The 18,645-nt window shown below is 46.2% G+C and carries 14 protein-coding genes and 1 pseudogene; 4 read left to right on the top strand and 11 right to left on the bottom strand.

Annotation, left to right across the window (positions count from 1 at the left end; genetic code table 11):
• Positions 1-47: 47 nt before the first annotated feature.
• From QUB63_RS30370 to cas10, 5 genes are read right to left on the bottom strand one after another with little or no spacing between them, the layout of a single operon-like run.
• Positions 48-2,090 carry an RAMP superfamily CRISPR-associated protein gene (locus tag QUB63_RS30370; RefSeq protein WP_332949090.1) on the bottom strand — a complete coding sequence of 681 codons (2,043 nt, stop codon included), beginning with the start codon at positions 2,088-2,090 and terminating at the stop codon, positions 48-50.
• 2 nt (positions 2,091-2,092) lie between these two features.
• Complete coding sequence (locus QUB63_RS30365; protein WP_332949089.1) at positions 2,093-2,485, bottom strand: hypothetical protein; 393 nt, start codon at positions 2,483-2,485, stop codon at positions 2,093-2,095.
• Between the two features lie 12 nt (positions 2,486-2,497).
• Positions 2,498-3,334, bottom strand: coding sequence for a type III-B CRISPR module RAMP protein Cmr4 (cmr4, locus tag QUB63_RS30360; RefSeq protein WP_332949088.1), 837 nt, complete (start codon positions 3,332-3,334; stop codon positions 2,498-2,500).
• Positions 3,327-4,499, bottom strand: a complete 1,173-nt coding sequence (locus QUB63_RS30355; RefSeq protein ID WP_332949087.1) for a type III-B CRISPR module-associated Cmr3 family protein — start codon at positions 4,497-4,499, stop codon at positions 3,327-3,329. The genes cmr4 and QUB63_RS30355 overlap by 8 nt, the downstream gene beginning before the upstream one ends.
• Before the next feature lie 11 nt (positions 4,500-4,510).
• Complete coding sequence (cas10, locus tag QUB63_RS30350) at positions 4,511-7,492, bottom strand: type III-B CRISPR-associated protein Cas10/Cmr2 (protein WP_332949086.1); 2,982 nt, start codon at positions 7,490-7,492, stop codon at positions 4,511-4,513.
• 190 nt (positions 7,493-7,682) lie between these two features.
• Between cas10 and QUB63_RS30345 the strand changes: the two genes are divergently transcribed.
• Positions 7,683-8,858 (top strand): helix-turn-helix transcriptional regulator, encoded by a 1,176-nt coding sequence (locus QUB63_RS30345; protein ID WP_332949085.1) that lies wholly within the window; start codon positions 7,683-7,685, stop codon positions 8,856-8,858.
• A gap of 81 nt (positions 8,859-8,939) precedes the next feature.
• Here QUB63_RS30345 and QUB63_RS30340 read toward each other — a convergent pair whose 3' ends face one another.
• Entirely contained in the window at positions 8,940-9,305 is a 366-nt protein-coding gene (locus QUB63_RS30340) for a Uma2 family endonuclease (RefSeq protein ID WP_332949084.1), read from the bottom strand.
• Between the two features lie 560 nt (positions 9,306-9,865).
• Positions 9,866-10,519: a ribosome hibernation-promoting factor, HPF/YfiA family gene (gene hpf / locus QUB63_RS30335; protein WP_332949083.1), complete on the bottom strand. Its 654-nt coding sequence runs from the start codon at positions 10,517-10,519 to the stop codon at positions 9,866-9,868.
• 151 nt (positions 10,520-10,670) lie between these two features.
• Between hpf and lipB the strand changes: the two genes are divergently transcribed.
• Positions 10,671-11,381, top strand: coding sequence for a lipoyl(octanoyl) transferase LipB (lipB, locus tag QUB63_RS30330; RefSeq protein WP_332949082.1), 711 nt, complete (start codon positions 10,671-10,673; stop codon positions 11,379-11,381).
• A gap of 243 nt (positions 11,382-11,624) precedes the next feature.
• On the opposite strand, the gene QUB63_RS30325 is transcribed toward lipB, so the two are convergent.
• The 4 genes and pseudogenes from QUB63_RS30325 to QUB63_RS30310 form a co-directional block, all read right to left on the bottom strand.
• The gene (locus tag QUB63_RS30325) at positions 11,625-12,176 is read right to left on the bottom strand and encodes a single-stranded DNA-binding protein (RefSeq protein ID WP_332949081.1); all 552 of its coding nucleotides are present in this window, start codon (positions 12,174-12,176) and stop codon (positions 11,625-11,627) included.
• Positions 12,177-12,473: 297 nt separating this feature from the next.
• Positions 12,474-15,017 (bottom strand): mannose-1-phosphate guanyltransferase, encoded by a 2,544-nt coding sequence (locus tag QUB63_RS30320; protein ID WP_332949080.1) that lies wholly within the window; start codon positions 15,015-15,017, stop codon positions 12,474-12,476.
• 101 nt (positions 15,018-15,118) lie between these two features.
• Positions 15,119-16,308: pseudogene (locus tag QUB63_RS30315) on the bottom strand (RNA-guided endonuclease InsQ/TnpB family protein).
• 556 nt (positions 16,309-16,864) lie between these two features.
• Positions 16,865-17,065 carry a hypothetical protein gene (locus QUB63_RS30310; protein ID WP_332949079.1) on the bottom strand — a complete coding sequence of 67 codons (201 nt, stop codon included), beginning with the start codon at positions 17,063-17,065 and terminating at the stop codon, positions 16,865-16,867.
• Positions 17,066-17,113: 48 nt separating this feature from the next.
• Between QUB63_RS30310 and QUB63_RS30305 the strand changes: the two genes are divergently transcribed.
• A complete protein-coding gene (locus tag QUB63_RS30305; protein ID WP_332949078.1) occupies positions 17,114-17,311 on the top strand; it encodes a hypothetical protein in 198 nt (65 codons plus the stop codon).
• A gap of 7 nt (positions 17,312-17,318) precedes the next feature.
• Positions 17,319-18,056 (top strand): class I SAM-dependent methyltransferase, encoded by a 738-nt coding sequence (locus QUB63_RS30300; RefSeq protein ID WP_332949077.1) that lies wholly within the window; start codon positions 17,319-17,321, stop codon positions 18,054-18,056.
• Positions 18,057-18,645 lie beyond the last annotated feature (589 nt).

Below are 18,645 nucleotides of genomic sequence, written 5' to 3'. Positions count from 1 at the left end.
GGAGAAGATGCCGATTGCACAGTAAAGAAATGAGTGCGATGGCTTTTTCAAAAAGGCCAGAGTTGAACGAAGTTTTGCTTAGTAGTTTGTTCCTGTAAATTTGCTAAATATTTTTGGCGCGGATTTTGGGTAGCCCCAAAGACTGTCACAATTTGATAATCGCCTAAATCAGCAATCCAAACAGGAGAAGGAGTTACTTTACGTTTAACTTCTTCACCGTTAACTCTCAAAATGTCCTCTTTAACTCCGCCACATAAGCTTTTAGCTTCTCTGTATTTACCCTCGTTTTCCAACTTGTGGAAATGCTGATGGAGAATATCTAAAGCATAACATTTTGTCTCGCTATCTTCTCCACAGGTAACTACAATTCTGCAATTGGCATCAACAGCTTCAGCCCATTGATGCGAACTTAATGGGTTAATATTTCTTGGTGCGTTGGCATTAACAATGATTGCTGTTAGCTGTTTTTGTGCTGCATAAAAACTCTGCAAATTATTCAAGGCTGTGTAAAAATCCCTCAAGCAAGCACGAAATCGTTGTTGAAATTCTTCTGGAGTGCTGGGTAAAATCCAAAAATCCCCACTTTCATTAGGTATCAATGTTGAACCGCGCAAATAAGGACGATTTTGGCGCGAGTAACAAGGCCGCCTAGCTCCCTGACCAATTCCTCCCAAGTGGAACATGAGCCAAGTTAAATTTTTCATCAAATCAGTAATTGTTTCTTTCTGGGAACTTGGCATCAGATGAGAATAAGCAAGCACTAACTCGCCATTTTGTTCATTAATAGTGTCTTGCCCGGATTTAGGTTTGGGATGTACTCTATCAATGACTGTAAATTTAATCCATCCCCATTCACGTTGCGGGTTAATTGCTCCAAATAAGATAGCCTCTAGACCACATACTCGCTCTGGTGGTAACACTCCCATTGCTAAAGTACGAAACCAATAACGCAGCATTGACTTAAAAGCAACGGGACGGACTTCAGCTTCCGGTGTTGTCTCTGGCTTCAAGTTACCTTTGTTGTCAGTTTTAAAGCTACCATCTCGATTCTTTTGGTAAGGCGGCCTAACATTAGTAAACTTTTGCCGCCCGTGAATTAACTGCCCTTCTAAACTAAACTGTACTCGGAAAAATTCATCAGCGGGCCGACCTTGACCTGCAACTAATATTTCTCCGTAACCGGTGTTAACTTGCGAGCCAATACCTGCTTGCAACCCTCGAATTAACCACTCCTTGACACGCTGCAATACAGTAATATCATTGCAACCGCTGCCAAGACGCAACCCAATTACAAAAGTAGCTTCTTTGAGCGAGAAAAAGGGGTTGGGATTGGGGCTATATTTGAGCGAGTTTCCCTCCCAAGTCCAGATATTATTTGCCATGTCTACTGCTAGCCCTCCCGCTTTTTGACTAGGTGAGGGATAGGCATCGAGAAAGACAACTTTGCCAGCCCGATCGCCCCCTTGGGCTTTGAGAGAACCAAACCAAGGTGCTACCAGTTCTTCAGCTTCTTTCCAATCTACTTTGTCCTTAGCCATAATTTCCCGAATGGCTTGATTTCTAGCAACTCCCCGCAAGGTAGAAGATGGGATGAAAGGCATTCCCAAAGCATCAAAAGCAGGCAGTAAAATGCTTTCGGGCCCGCGATGACCGCCAGTGCGAATTCGCCAAGGACATTGAACGGAAAAATAGTTTTTTTCTCCTGCAATTAGCTTGGTGCGGTTGGTGAGTTGAGTTAGCCGATCGCGATAATTTGCTTTTTCTTCTGCCAGTTGCAGAATTTGCACTTTGGTAGCATCTTTGTAAGGAAGATCGGGCGATCGCATCCACCGCAAATACTCAACAAAACTGGCAGTTGCATCAGTATGCGGTTCATTTTCGGGGTCAAGCCAAGGTGAAGGGCGATCTGGCGTATTAGGGCCGCGTCCACCGCCACCACCACCACTGGTGCCACCACCGCCACCGCCAACCGTAATGACTTTCTTTTTTTTATCCGTGCCAGCTTTTTGAGTAGCAGGGTTAGGTGTTCCCGATACTTTAGGCTGTGCTTTTGGCGATTGTTTGGGGCGTTCCCAAGGATTAGGCGACATATTTAAGCTTCTCCAGAAATATCGTGATAAACAGCAGTTGCCCAAAAACTAAATTCTTGTGCTAATGCTAATCCCAAACCCGTTACACCGAGATATTCATCAGTGCTGAGCTTTTTAATGACATTCAAACCGCTGTTTCCTGCTAAGTTTGGAATTCCCGAAAGTTCTTGCAAGCATTCAAAATACTTCTTGACAACTTGCTTTTTTCCTTCTTGACTTAAAGCTTGTTCCTCTGCCTTCAGTCGCATCATGCCCCAAGTAGAAAGGTAGGTGTACAATTCCACGGCTTGATTTTTTTGTTCTTTGAGGCGAGTATCGTCTTGATTGGGTTGCGATCGCAACTGCGACAAAGCCTCATAAACGGGTGTGGCGATCGTTCTCGGATCGAATGTCATAATTTATACTCCTTAATTAGATGTGTTGTTGCCCAACCACTGCTGTACAAAACCGCGTCCCAAACTTTCCTGTCCGCCAATTTGCAGAATTTGATTGTTTGACAGTAAATCTTCAAATTTAGTCTGAGATTCCTGTGCAGTTCCGTTTGCTTGAGATGTAATCCCCCAAGGAAAATACATCAAAGTATCTGGGGGGATAGCCTCTTCGTACCGAAATCCACCTTCTACAGATTTATGGCCATCCAATTTGATTTTTACTTGCCGCCACAAACTCATCTGAATCAATGTAGTACAGTGTTGATTCGGCAGCACAAGTACCTGTTTGATGCTGCTGGTTTCGGATGTTTGCGGTACAAAAGATTTCCATTCTTGCCAATCTGATAAATTTTGCAGAATGGCATCCTTGAGATAGACGCGAGTTTTGTTAGATATATTCGTGCTGTACTCCACAGGAATTTCAGCATCGATCGAGCAAAATCTTTTCCAGCGTTCCAGCAGCATCGGACAACTAATCCAGACAATACCGTGACTGAGAGATGGCACTGGCAGCCAGAGAATTGACCCGTCGCCAACCCAAATATCACCTTGTTCGAGTTGTTTTAGCTCCTTCCCTGTTGCTTTTTTGTAGTCATCAGCGAACTTCTGAACATCATCTAATTCGGGGCCAAACAACTGGATGCGCTGGACGCGATCGCTAACACTTGCCCGAATCCTGCCTCGAATTGTACTAGAGGGAATATAGGGCAGAGTAGTATGAGATTCGCGGGCAATTCCCAATAAATTACCCTCTTGAGTAGTGCCACCTGTATGCAGGGGTGAAAGCAGATATAAGTAGACGTAGTTAATCATGGTTTTTGTCTCCTTTGTAATTAATCCAAAACAATTCTGAGTAACCCAACTGTCGCCAGACTTTAATGGGATTTTGTTTACCATCCTTCGTCAGCGGCGGATCTTCCTGAAACAAACTTTGCGGTTGATTCAAGTAATAAACGCTCCCCGGAGGTGCGGCAAAAACCTGCGGTGCGGGAATGCTTTTATTTTCCGGCTTGTCGCGAAACCTGCAACTAATCGGAACAGCTTTATCAGTAGCCACGCTCACTAATTGCCCCCGCCTTGCTTGCGGATTTTCCGGTTCGGCTAAATCCCACTCCCAAGGCCACGCCCTGCACGAGACTTTGCCGTTGCTGTGCTTGCGTTCAAAGGCTCCGGGCGTGACTAAATAGGCGAGGCTTTTGCCACCTAAATCTTGATTTTTTTTAGAAAGTTCTTGCAGTTCGTCCCATTGCAAACCGAGGTGAGGTTGCGGCTCTAAAATCACTCGGTGTCCTTCGCCGCCAAGTCGGAAAGTGACGGGATTTTCGATTTTTTGATTTAGGGCGATCGCCAAACTCCAACCAGCCTTCATCCTGACTGCATTCTCGACAAAATAGCCGTCTTCTGACTTGACTTGCCTCGTCCCCAACTCCAAGGAATTGTGCGATCGAGTTTCAACTATCCAAGGTTTGTCTTCTCCCGGAATGCCATCGTCCGCTTGCCAAGATTCAGGTAAAATGGTGCTAGTTTCCAGATAGGTTTTAACCACATCAAAAGGCAGGAACTGGCGATATTTTTTTCGGTAATTACTGGGACAAGCAGCCTCGGATTCTAGCTCGTCCTCATCATCATCGGGAGGTGCGCCACTCGGCCTGATTAAAGGAGAAGGTTGAGCGCGATCGTACATCACTTGATTCTTTAACGGATGATTCACCCAAGCTAAAGGAACGAGCGCTGTTTTTTTGTCAAAACCCAAAGGGCGGGGAAAGTAAAGGTTTTGATAATTATAGCAGAAAAACGGCCCTTTTAGTTTTAAACTTTTATCGTCTTTTTTACGATTCAAGAAAGCACTTAAAGCACCTGCGATCGCGTGTCCGTTCGGCGGAAAAACGCTTCCCGCCCAAGCTCTTTCTCCCGGTGTAAATGGTTTGGCATCTCGAAACAACAAGATATCCAACGGTGTCAAAGTGTACCAATACATTCAAGCTCCCCTCAATTTATTTGACGTTTGCGGATGACAAAAGCTGCTAATTTCAACCAGTTATAAATTTCTTGAGTTAACTTATCCTCTACCGTTGTTTTCCACAAAGCTTGAAGAAACTCTGATAACTTTTGCTGAAACAGTCGATCGCTGTCATCAACCAATTGCTCTCGCCGCGAACAAAAGGCTTGGCTCCAAGGTGCGATCGCCTCAGACATCGGTGCGGGATGTTGGCTCCAGACAGTCGCAGCTTGCTCGAAAATAGCGCTGTCTAAATCGGGGATAGCCGTCAGTAATTGCCACTGACGAAACACCTCAAATTTACAGGTGGCTTTTAAGATGTTGCCGTTACCGTACAAAACTCGAACTTGCACGGCATCTTTTTTACGGCGATCGGGCGAGATGTGTTCCTTAGCTTCCGCCTCAGCTTGCCAGATATTTTCAAGGGCGATCGCCAGCGGTACTGAATGATGAGCGATGACAATTCCAAAACTAATCGTCGCCTTGCTTCCCATTGTAAATAAAGGGCGTCGAGCTAAATTTTGGGGCAGTGTTTTTTCATCTTTCCACTGCCAATAATCGCCCCGACGTTCAAATTCATCGTGAGGGTCATCAACACCTCGAAAACACTCGCGAATATCCCACAGCCACTTATCCCATTCCCAAAGATTTGTATAAGCTAAAACATCATCACCGCCGCCGTAAATCAAACGCCCAGCATATCGCTGTTCTGTGAGATAAGGTACTAATTGATTGGAAAAATCCAACAAAGCGCGGCTCAAAGCGCTGTGAGTAGACGGCCCCATGCGCTTCGGCTGTTCGAGGAAAGTTTGGAAAGTTTGGCGCACTTCCATTTCCAACTCAGCTAATTTTTTTGTCTCAAGAGATTTATTAAGTTTGGTACGCAATTCTTGCGGGATAAAATCGCCATAATTACCCAAATTTTTACCTTTGAGCCAATCGCTCATCCCGTCTCCATCTCCCGCAGCAATGACATACCAATCAGCAGGATTATTGTTGGGATAATAACTGTCAATTAAGTTTTGCACGTTAACCCGCAACTGCTCCCGATTTTCGGCTTCTGCATCTTCAATTAACCAGCCAGCATTCAGCAAGCGGGGGTGATATTTTTGAGAACCAGCATCAGCCCAAGGAATACCCCATTTCCCCCGCATTTCCCGGATGACTTGTTTTGCCCAATCGAATTGTTTGAGAATAGCGTCACAAGCATCTTCAAAATGTTGCTTTCCTTCAGGGTGAACTTTGAGATATCCGGCAACACCAGCAGTTAAATCCGGGTAAGATGCCGCAATATCATCCTCGCTAAATTGGAAAAGTTGGGGTAAAACTTTATGCAAACAGCGCTTGACTGTTTCAGCGGAATTTAATTTTTCATTGCCGTCAAAAAAGCCGACTCGACGCTGCCATAAAGCTTTTGTTTGCGCTTCAGTTACCCAATCTTTGCGGCCTCCGAAGTTATCGGGATGTACGGCGGGGCCCAAACCGGAAATGGTCGATCGATCGCCAAAAGCTGTCGGTATTTTCCAGGTTCTAGCACTTTTAATCGAACTGAGAGCAAATCTCGTCTGGTCAAATAAATACGGCCACCAAGAACCGACATTTGCGCTAAAAGGATATCTGTTTTGCTTTTCCTTACGCAATTTTGCCGCTGCTTGCAAAAAGTTTAACTCTTCTGTCAAAAAGAGTTGCCGCTTTTTATCTAAATTGCACAGCAGATTTTGAGCATTTCTCCACTGTTGGTTTTCCTCCCGATCGTCTTGATAAATTTCGCTGCTTTTAAGCTGTTTTTCAATGTCGCCAAGGGGAACAGCAGTCCAGTAAGTTTGCCATTGAGCGCCCAGCCAATCTTTCCAAGTTTTGCTGTTTTCCTCCAAGTCAGGCATCCACTGCCTGTTACCGTTCAGTTCCTCAAAAACTAAATGACCTAAATTGTGCCATTCTTGCAATAAAATTTGCTTGGCTTCTTGCATGGCTTCCTTGACTCGATCGTCAGGCAAAACTAACACCAAAACATTCGGAAAGCCAGCAGTTAATATTTTTTTGGGTGGCGAACTATCGATCCAATTATCAAAATCAGGCCATTGTTGTAACAGCCAAGCGTCAATTAAAGGCTGTTGAAACAAACAGGGATAAACCAAACTATCCGGCCCGTAAAGCTGGGCTAATTTCCAGCAAACTTTAGCAGATAGGTAATGCAAAATCCAAGAACCAGCCCAAAAATCGCGCATTTTGCGACTGGCTTTAATCAATTCTTGGATGGGAGTAAAACTGAAAATGGCTATGTAAGGTCGCGAGGCATTTTTATTAGCAGGCCATCTTTTAATTTGATCGCTTGTTAAGCCATATCCAGCTAAAGCACCTGCTAATGCCGCCGTTAAACTTGCGTGACTCCAGATGGAAGCATCGGGAATGCGAGTTTCTGCCGGCATTAACAGCAAAGATTCATCGTTACCAAATTGGCGGCAAACTTCTACAGGCAAACAGCGCCACAGCCACCAAAAGACTTTTTGCGGGTGAGAAATTTCTCTTATTGGTTTCGGCTGGTTGTCGTCAGGGTCGATGATTTGTTGCTGAAATAATGATTGTTCGATTTCGTTTAAATAGTTTGCTCGATTGGACGCTTTAATCAGGTTTTCGTGCTGGGATAACTTAAAGTCAAGGGGTTCGCTTGATAAAAGGTGAAAAAGTTCTAAACCTTTGTCTGAGTTGTTTTTGGGAGCGTAATTAATGCTTTCTGAAAGACTGCCGATCGCGGCCCGATCGCTCGCCGAAGTAATATAATCGGCTAAGTGAATGTGTTTTAAAGCCGTTCCTGTAGATTCTTCAGGATTCCAGTTATTTTCTCGCCATTCTTGCATGACAGCAAGGTCTTGCCAAAAGCTGTTCCCGCCGCGACCTGTATTGAAATGCAATGCTTTGAGCACGGGGTCGTGCAGCAGTCCCCAAATTTTAGCTTTCCAGAATTCTGACATTGCTGTCTTCCGCTAACGACTCAACTTACTATATCAGTCGAGCCTGCCTCACTGCTCGGAATTCACAATATTTATTAAATTTATTGCGAAGGCTAAAGCTATCTAAATAAGCGTATCCAGCCATTTATAAAATTTTATGTCAATATTGTCTTTTCCTTGACTTTTCCGCGATTTACCCGTATCCGAGCTCATGGCAAAAAAACCAACCCCCCACCCCTACGCCGACAAACTGACATTCGATCGCATAATGCTCCTAATTGCCACATTAGTAAACCATCCGGGAATCGGATACTCCGACACCGAAACATCGGACGGCAAATATCGCGACGCCCTGCTAGAAGTGCGATCGCAATTGCAGAAAATCGCCGCCGCCTCCGGCATCGAATTTCCCGAAAACTATCCCGCAACTCCCACAATCCGCAAAGACTTAGAAACCTTGCGAAACTACGGAATCCTCGATAAAAGAATGTATCGATCCGGCTACTATCTCGGCACCGGTGCAATGACTCGCGAAGAACTGCAAGTAGCATTCCAAGCACTCGCATCCCAAGCAAAACATCAGGGAAATGCCCAAGTGCGCCGCATTTACGAAAAACTCACTAAACTGTTGCGCGGATTGGATATCGAACTCAAAGGCGAATTGTTTTATCCCGTTCGCCAACACCTGAATCGCGCCATTATTTACACCGATCCAGTCGAAATGATCGATCGCCAAAACAATCAGCATACGCTATTCCACAAATTAGATATTGTCGAAACAGCAATTGTGCGCGGCCAGTCGATCGAACTTTACCGTCAAAGCAACTATTACGGCAAAAGCCATACTGGCTTACGGCGCATCTGGCCCCTGCAACTGATTTATCACGATATCGCCTGGTATCTGATTTGCCAAGATTGCGACAGCGGGCATTTAACCGTAGAACGAATCAACCGCTTTAGTGACTACTGCGAAATTATCGATCCAGAGGGGCGCGGCTTGGCCGCACAGGAACAAAACTTGAAAATAGCTCAAAAGTTGTTAAAAAATGGTTGGGGGCTGTACTTGGGTAAACCAAAGCAACAGCAGGCTGAATTGGAGGGTACGCTGAAGTTGCAAAAAGTGAAGGTGCGATTTTTTGAGAAAGTCGTAGGATTTATTCTAGAGGGCGATCGGCGACATCCGCGACAAAAGATTAAGGAAGGCCCGCGAGATAGTGCTGGCAAGCTGCTGTATGTTGATTATTGGATCGATTTGCCCGATCGCTCCCTCAACGAATTCAGCCTGTGGGTGAACAAGCATATGGATAGCGCCCAAGTGCTTTCGCCGCCGAGTTTGGTAGAAAAACACCGACAAGCAGCGATAGATTTAGTCGCGAGATATAGTTGATCGGGCGATCGGGTGCGTCGCTATTAGATTATCGATTTTTATTGACAGATTTTCGATGGTGACGCACCCTACGATTCCCAATTATAGATTTTCCCGAACCCAATTTCTAAAAGCTTGAATAGCCTGGGTTCTACCAGCCACTTGACTCTGCTGAGTGTACTGATTCACCAGTTCAACAATCGGAATATTTGGGAAAGTCCGACTCACATCAGACTCAATATATTGTTCTGATTCCAAGACGTTGATTTGTAGCCCTGGCCGTGCGTCTCGCCAAAGTTCCGGTACTCCGAGAACTTGATAATTATCCAACTGCGTGCGAGAGGTGAGCTCGATTTCTATAGCTAAGTCTGGCGGCGGATCGACGCTCATATCGAGGCGATTTTTACCGATTACCGCTGCTTGATTTTGAATGTAAAAACAGGTATCCGGTTCGACAGCCTGACTCATTCGTTCGTTTTTTTAAGTTGTCGAACCCAAGGACTCAAATGCTATTTGTCGTGCTTCCAACAAAATTTTTACCATATCTCCAATTATTTCCTTATCTTTTTCCTGTTCGGGTAGAGGAACCATAATTTCTAACCGTCCGTTACTATAGGAAATTCGGGAAGCACGATGTTCTCCCAATTCGGCTTAAATACTTTCAAATTGTTGCCAGTTCACATCCTCAACCAGTAATTGCTGACCTGGTTGAATATTTAATTGTCTTAATTCCAATAGCATAATTGTTCATCCATTTTCTTTAGGAAATATCAGCAAAGTCCTTACTGCGAATGATTAGAGTTCTGGTATAAATCTTTGAGCGATAAGTCAACCGCAGATACAAGGCAGATAAACACAGATGGACGCAGATGATTTCAAGAATAGCGAATGAATGCAATGCAAGTCTATTGTCTAAACAACCAAGAAAGGACTAAAGTCCTGACTACGAACTTCATGTTTGTAGTGAGGACTTTAGTCCTTTATTGCTAATGACTTCCAGCCATTAACAATTAAGACTTAGCAATTATCTAGCTTTTCCCAACACTAGATTTTTCTGGTGCAGCGCTTTCGGCAGTTTTGCCATTTTTGCTATTACCGTTACCGTTGCCGTTGCGGGGTTGGATAACTCCATAGCCGCTGTGACTCTTGCGTTCGTAGAGGACGTTAATTTCGTTTGTTTCCGCATTGCGGAACATATAGAAATCGTGGTCGATAATCTGCAATTGTTCCAAAGCTTCTTGCACAGTCATTGGAGGCATGGCAAAATACTTAGTCCTCACCACCTCGGCTGGAAGTTCGGGAGTTCGATCGCCAATCAAATCTGCTACCACAGGATGTTCATCAACCACAGTTACCGTTTTGGCATTAGTCTGGGTTTTGTTGTCCTGGCGTTTTTCCTTAAATTTCCGCAGTTGACGAGCTATCTTGTCGGCAACCAAATCGATGCTGGCATAAAGGCTTTCCGTGCTTTCCTCAGCCCGAATCACGCTGCCGTTAGCATAGATTGTCACCTCAGCAGTCTGCTTAGGATTGATCCTGGGGTTACGAGCCACCGATAGATGGATGTCCACTTCTGTCGTCAAAGTTTGAAAATGGCTAACTGCCTTTTCAACCTTTAGATTGACGTACTCGCGGATCGCATCGGTGATTTCTATATTTTTACCCTGGATAACAAGCTTCATAGAGCTCCCTCCCTTCTGTAACGTGGGTATAGTTTATACAGTAGCACTATGTATTCTAGAAAACACTTATCTTACAAATCTTTTTTTATCTGTTGACAATTCTTGATTTAAAGTGCGCCAATATTCCGTAAAAACACTATTGATTTTTTTCATGATTTCCCCTCTCATCCATAAACCTGTGATCCCTGAACCCTGTTTGCTCCTCGATTGGGGACTTGTGCCCTACTCCCAAGCTTGGGAAATCCAGCAAAAACTGGTGCAAGAGCGCCGGGACAATCCAGATTTGCCTGATGTGCTGATTTTGCTGGAACATCCGCCGGTTTACACTTTGGGACTGGGATCGAAGTTGGACTTTGTGAAATTTGACCCTGGCCAAACTGGGCCCCAATTGCACCGAGTTGAGCGGGGCGGTGAGGTGACTTACCACTGTCCGGGCCAGTTGGTGGGCTATCCGATTTTGAATTTGCGCCGCCACCAGCAGGATTTGCACTGGTATTTGCGACAGTTGGAGGAAGTGCTGTTGGGGGTGCTGTTCGTTTGCGGGCTGAAGGGTTCGCGGGTTCCGGGAATGACTGGGGTTTGGGTGGATGGCTGCAAGGTAGGTGCGATCGGGATTAAAGTCAGCCGCTGGATTACGATGCACGGTTTTGCCTTAAATGTTTGTCCGGATCTCGCAGGTTTTGGGCAAATTGTACCTTGCGGGATTGCTGATAAACCCGTTGGCAGTTTAGAGCAGTTTATTCCGGGAATTGAGGTCGATCGAGTCCGATCGATCGTTGTCGCAGAGTTTGCTCGCGTTTTTGGGGTGGAAATTGTGCGATCCGATCGCGAAATTGTGCCATCGGATCGGACGTACGGTTGAAACCAGGTTTACAAAAACGAGGACGTACGGTTGAAACCAGGTTTACAAAAACGAAGTCTGCCGGACGCCGACTGAAGAAAAGAAGGTAATGTCAACCGCCGTCTGATCTTCAACGGATCTTCAACCCGCTCCCGTCGGGTAAAGTCTCGTGTAGACGCGGTTTCAACGGCCGTCGGATCTATTCGCCGTCGGATCTATTCGCCGTCGGATCTATTCGCCGTCGGATCTATTCGCCGTCGGATCTTAAAACGGAATCGGATCGTAATCTGGATTGTCAGCTTCGTTAGAGGAACCAGACTTGCGATCGGACTCAGAAGACTGATGCGAGTTCCAATCCGAACTAGACGTGCCCTTAGCAGGGGCTGGAGCGCTGTTAGAACTGCGGCCTCGGGAACTCATGGGAACCACATTGCTCGGCACATTAGCCGGGGCGGTGGATCGAATTTGAGCGGGTTCGGGGGCGGTTCTAGCTGCGGGTGCAGCGCTCATGGCATCGGCGCCGAGAGTGTAAATCCTTTGGGCTGTCAGTTCAGCGCGCTTTTCTTTGATACCATCTCTGTCGATCGTATTCATACCCAGCCGGCCTTCAATAATCACGCGATCGCCCTCGCGATATTTGTCGTGAATTTCTTGAGCTAAATTGCCCCATCCTATCACCTTTAAATGTTCCGGCGGATCTTCAGGTTTTGGGCCGGGAAACTGCACCAGCATCTCAGCGATTGGAACTTGATTTTCCGAAGTATAACGGAGTTGCGGTTGTTGAATGATTTCGGCCATTAAAATGCAGCTATTCATTTTTTATCTGTGCGTAATTGGGAATGGGTAATTGGGAATGGGTAATTGGGAATGGGTAATTGGGAATGGGTAATTGGGAATGGGTAATTGGGAATTCAGGATTATTAGACCAGATTGCATAAATCTTTGATTTTGAGGCAAACCGCTTCGGAACGCTTCGGAAAGCAGAGGCATTTCAAGAAGATAGGAGAGTCAATGAATTCAATGCAAGTCTGTTGATTTTTCTGCGCTCTTCCCTGTTAGTTGTCACCGATTACCCATTACCAATTACCAATTACCAATTTCCCTTTTTCCCGATTACCCGTTACCAAATTTATCTTGGCGAACCGCCGCCTCGCTTTGGGTGACAAAATCGTGAACGAGGGCGCGGTACTCCTTCAAAGTTTCAGAGACCCAATCTCGATCCTCGCTGTTGGCGAAGATATGAACGGTGGGTTCGCTAGCATCGGGCAAAACTAATAGCCAATTGTCATCGCTGTAGTTAAAAATCTTCACTCCATCTATTAATTCTAAACGATCGGGCGAATGAGTTTCTACCAAATGCCGCATTAGCGAACCCTTAACCGTCCAAGGACAGCGGACGCTGTAACTGCGGTGGGTGACGCGGGGAAGTTCGGCTTTGATCTGTCCGAGCGATCGCTCCTGAACCGTCATCATTTCTATCACTTTAGCAATGCAGAACATTCCGTCAAAGCCCGGATGCAACTGCGGGAAAATAAAACCCATATTACCGCTGCCGCCCAAAACCACATTCGGGTTCCTGTTAGCGGCTTCCATCAAAGCAGTTGGGTTCGCCTTAGTGCGGATTACCTTGCTTTGATAGCGGCGGGCGATCGCCTCCACCGCAGAAGACGCATTCACCGGCACTACTACTGTACCTTTGGGATGAGAAGTCAGCATCAAATTTACCATCAGCGCCGTCAGCATTTCCCCGCGAATCGCTATCCCAGACTCATCTACCAAAATGAGTTGTTCGCCGTTGGCCGACACCTGCACTCCAAAATTAGCGCTGAGTGCTTTCACCACCCGGCCGAGTTGGTCGAGCAAATATTCCCGTTCCCCGTTGCTCAGAGAAGTCTGCTTGAGACTGGCATTGAGCACTACCGCATCGCAGCCGAATTTGGCGAGCATTTGCGGCAGAATGGCTCCGGAAACTGCGTAAACGTAATCGATTACCACCTTAGAATTGCTGTAACGAATTGCCTCAACATTCATCTGCCGCTCAAAAATGCGGTTGTAAACGTCGAGAGCTTGGTTAAAGTACGACATCTCTCCAATTTCGGGAATCAGAGCCCTGCGCAAATCTTCCTTAAAATAAGCGCCCTCGATTTTTTTCTCAGCAGCTTTAGTAATATTGATGCCTTTGATATCGAAGAATTCAATTAAAATGTGGTCGGAGCGATCGGGCGAAATGCGAACGTGAATGCCGCCAGCGATTGAGAGCGTAGACGAAACCGTGCGCGCGATCGGAATTGCCGTCGATTCCAAATTGACCACATTAATTCCCACCGACATCAAACCCGCAATCAAAGACCTCGAAACCATCCGCGAAATGCTCCGCTGATCGCGAGAAACCGATACCGAAGCCCCGGGTTTCAAAGTTGAGCCGTAAGCCGCGCCCAATTTCACCGCAAATTCCGGGGTAATATCCACATTTGCCAGTCCTTGAACGCCGCGCTGGCCGAACAAATTCCGTTTAGCTTGTTCTCCCCAAATTAAATTTTGATTTAACAGAGCGCCCGATTCAATATTTTTGCTCGGCCAGACGCGCACGCTAGGGCCGACTTGCGCTTCTTCTCCCACGATCGACATAGAACCGACGACAGCACCTTCGAGGACGTGGGCGCGCCTGTCTACGCGGGTACTGCGGCAAATCACGCAGGCTCTGAGGTGAGCGTCTTCGCCGACAATTGCTCCATTCCAGACGATGGGACGTTTGAGGTTGGCGTCGGCGCCGACTGTCACGTTATCTCCGATTACCGTACCGGCATCGATTCTCACTCGGGCTCCAATCCGGCAATTGTTGCCGATCATGGCTGGTACTTCGACGAGCGCGCTATCGTCAATAAAAGTATTTTGACCTACCCAAAGTCCCGATCGAACTTCGTCGTAGTAGCTCAAATCCAGTTGCACCTTTCCCCGCAGCGCGTCATACTGAGCTTCCCGGTAAACGTCAAGCTGGCCGACATCGCACCAGTAACCCTCGGCGATGTAACCGTACATCGGCTCGTTTTTTTCCAGCAGCAGCGGAAACAAGTCTTTCGAGAAGTCGCACTCTTGATTTGCCGGCAGGTAATCCAAGACTTCGGGCTCTAAAATGTAGGTGCCGGTATTGACGGTATCGGAGAAAATTTCGCTGCTAGAAGGCTTTTCCAGAAAGCGGCTGATGCGGTAATTTTCGTCAGTAATCACCACCCCAAATTCCATCGGGTTGGGAACGCGAGTTAAAATTAACGTCGCTTTGGATTGCTTGCGGCGGTGAAATTTGATAGCTGCGGTCAAGTCTAAATCTGTGATGCTGTCGCCGCTGATGACTATAAAAGTTCGATCGAGCAATTCCGCAATATTTTTGACGCAACCAGCCGTACCCAGCGGTTGGTCTTCCTCCACAGCGTAAGTCATTTGAACGCCAAACTCTGCCCCATCAGTAAAATATTCGCGCATGATATCGGGAAGGTAGTGCAGCGTGGCAATAATTTCCGTAATATTATGCCTTTTTAGCAAATTAATAATGTGTTCTGCGATCGGGCGATTGAGAATCGGCACCATCGGTTTGGGCAAATCGCACGTCAGGGGTCTGAGTCTCGTTCCCGACCCCCCAGCCATCAGCACTGCACGCATAAAATCCTCCTTGCTTAGAAACCTCTCTACCGTCATTGTCCGCTAGAAAAAGTTTGCCTGCTTTGACACTCCCGGGCGTGAACGCACGGGGATTCTTTAATCTATGAGCCAACTTGCTTAGACAGGATTGCTCCAATCAAAGTAGAGGTCGTTCTCCTAAAGCGTTGCTCATGTCTAGCATGAAGGTTCCGGTATGCCCTACCGTACCCAATCCTTGACTCAGGATGTTTCTAGCAGCGTTACGATCTCTGTCCAGAATGCACCCACATTTACAAATGTGGGTACGAGTAGACAGGCTTTTCTTAACAATCGTCCCGCATCTAGAGCATTCAAGGCTTGTGTATGCCGGATTTACAGCGATGGTTATTTTTTTGAAAACCTTGCCGAAATACTCAAGCCAGACTCGAAACTGATACCAAGAAGCATCATTAATAGACTTAGCCAAACAGTGATTTTTCACCATATTTTTTATTCTCAAGTCTTCATAGACGACTACATCGTTTGATGTGATTACGCACCGTGCCAACTTGACGGCATGGTCTTTACGTTGTCTACTTATCTTGAGGTGGCGCTTCCCAAGATCCTGTCTGGCTTTGCCTCTGTTTTTTGAACCTTTCACTCTTCGTGAAACTTTTCGTGTTCGACGCTTGAGTTTCTGTCCCCCCTTGCGAAGAAACCGAGGATTCTCAACCGTTAAGCCATTGGAGTCGGTATAATAATCTTTCAGTCCTACATCTAAACCAATAGCATTACCTGAGGGTTCTACAACTTCTTTACGGTCAACCGACAGACAAAACTGAACATACACACCATCTGCACGTTTAACTAATCTGACACGCTTGATTTGATCGATTTGATAAAAGTGCAGGTCGCGAGTACCTTTGAGTTTCAGTCTGCCAATACCGTTCTTGTCTGTGAAAGTGATAGATTTCCGGTTGTCGGCAAGTTTCCATCCAGATGTTTTGTACTCTACAGAACGACAGTCTTTTTGGAATGCTGGAAACCCTTTTTGGCCAGATATCCCCTTTTTACAATTGTCATAGAACCGAGAGATAGCTGCCCATGCTCGTTCTGCTGCTGCTTGACGTGCCATTGAGTTTAGCTTGTTGGCAAACGGAAACTCAGCAGCAATTTTTGAGCAATGCCTAGAAAGTTCAACCCATGACTTTGCTTGACCATCTATCCACAATCGAATGGCTTTATTCCGAATAAACTGTGTGGTTCGGATAGCTTCGTCTACTGAAGCGTATTGATTGGCTTTGCCGTATGTTTTGAACTCAAAGACTAGCATGGTTTACCTCCTGTCTTTATGATAGCACCCCCATCATAAAAAGAAGTAGATTAAAGAAAAGTCCCCCTAGAAGGGGGAGGCTTTAGACCCAGTTTTTCGGTAACTTGTGGGGTACTAGCTATCAGTGTTAATTATCTTTGAGTAATCGCGCGTCTCTGAAATCCAAGGGAAGCGAGGTCATCCCCCAACAGCAACCGATTTCAACCGAATTAGGATTTGCCACATCGACTTTTGGCAGAAGTCGCTTCTTACTTGCTCCCTGAAAGCTATTTCCAGGCTCTTATAGCAACCGCCACATGGCGTGAGGGCATAAATAACTGCCATGAATGGAGACGAGAACCCACAGCATAAACGGTTTGATTCCCGTATTATGTAACTGTCCACTGTCAAGCGGTCAACTGTCAACTGCTATATAGCAACCGCGCCCGACGGTTAGGACGTTCTCGCATTGCTTCCATCCTTGCTGAATATTGCTTCTTGCCTAACATCCGTTACGTCCGTTACATCCGGTACATTGGTCCCAAGAGCCGAACTTGCCTAACATCCGTTACGTCCGTTACATCCGGTACATTGGTCCCAAGAGCCGAACTTGCCTAACATCCGTTACATCGGTTAAATAATCCGTTGCCGAACTTTTTTCGGCTCTATTTTTAAGTTTGTGGCCAGCGGGGATTTGGAAGTCTCTAGCTGAAGGTAGAATTGCTACAGGTATCGGTGCGCCCGGAGGGCTGAAAAATGATAGATTAAAAGTAGCCATGCAGGCTTGCTGACTCAAAATCCAATCAGTCGTTTAGGGGGTTATTTCATGGAACCGTTAATTGGATTGGCGCTGCTAGTCGCTTACGGCGGCGGTATCTGGAAATTTTGGAATGGTTTCGATCGCACTAACTTCGACAGAAGTTTCGCAAATCGCCTGAAACTGTCGCTGCTCTGGCCCGCGTTAATTTTTAATAAGCCTTACCGCCAAAACTTTACAAAAGCACTCAAAGGCTCTAGAAGGTAATTAAAGAATGTCTAAAAAGTCAGATCGCCCAGTCGCAGGTCAAGAGCAGACTTGGTTTGCTAAGGGAAAATCAGATAGCTGGCAAGTTTTACTGTCGCAAGTCGCCACTCGGTTCGATCGCGAATATCGAGGAGAAGCATTCGCCTTACCCGAAGAAGTCGAAGCCATGCCGATTTTCCTAGAATCAGTCGCCGGAACACTCCAAGAAAAAACAGTATCTCCCTTCTGGAAAATTGCCAAACCCCAAAAAAATCAGCGCTGTTTAGACATTGGCTGCGGAGTCAGCTTTCTGATCTACCCTTGGCGGGAATGGGAAGCATATTTTTACGGTCAAGAAATCAGCAGCGCCGCCCGAGACGCCTTAAACGCCCGCGGCCCTCAGCTCAATTCCAAGCTATTCAAAGGCGTAGAATGGGCCCCCGCTCACCAGTTAAATTACCCCGACGATCAGTTCGATTTATGCCTAGCGACAGGCTTTAGCTGTTACTATCCCATAGACTATTGGAGTACAGTTATGGGAGAAGTAAAGCGGGTACTAAAACCGGGCGGTCATTTTGTGTTTGATGTCCTCAACCCCAATGCACCTCTAGCAGAAGATTGGGCAATTCTGGAAACTTATCGAGCCGGGGAAGTATTTTTAGAGACAATCGAAGACTGGGAAAAAATGATTAAAGCGGCCGGCGCTAAAGTAGTAAAAAAGCAAAGCGGCGATTTATTCCAAATGTATAAAGTTCAATACAATTGAGAGGTAACCCGGTTTGTAGTAAGGACTTAAGTCCGCAAAAACCCGGTTCGCAGTAAGGAGTTAAGTCCGCAAAAACCCGGTTCGCAGTAAGGACTTAAGTCCGCAAAAACCCAGTTCGCAGTGAGGACTTCAGTCCGCAAAAACCCGGTTCGCAGCATCGGACTTTAGTCCGCAAAAAACTAGGTCTCACCGACAATCTCATTATCTGTTAAAAAAGCAGGTGCGTCAGCCTATCAATTAGTTTAACAATCAAAAAATAGGGCAACAGACGCACCCTACAAATACTTCCTTAAATCTCAGAAACCCGGTTTATAACATCAATGCACAAGTTAAAAATGTCAGGTGCGTCAGCAACTACCAAGTTAGTTTGAGAAACAACAAATATCGAAGCTGGTGCACCCTACTAAAGCGAAGCAAGCAGATTTGATATCACCAATAATTCCCGCTTTCCCACGAACAATCAATTTGCGGTAGCGGGAGAAGGCGCAGCTTCGGGAGAAGGCGCAGCTTCGGGAGAAGGCGCAGCTTCAGGAGAAGGCGCAGCTTCAGGAGAAGGCGCAGCTTCAGGAGAAGGCGCAGCTTCAGGAGA

Origin of the sequence: Microcoleus sp. ARI1-B5 (genome assembly GCF_036705795.1) — a bacterium.
In the GTDB taxonomy this organism is placed as follows: domain Bacteria; phylum Cyanobacteriota; class Cyanobacteriia; order Cyanobacteriales; family Microcoleaceae; genus Microcoleus.
The sequence above is the reverse complement of the archived record's forward strand: the minus strand, read 5'-3'. Positions and strand labels throughout refer to the sequence as shown.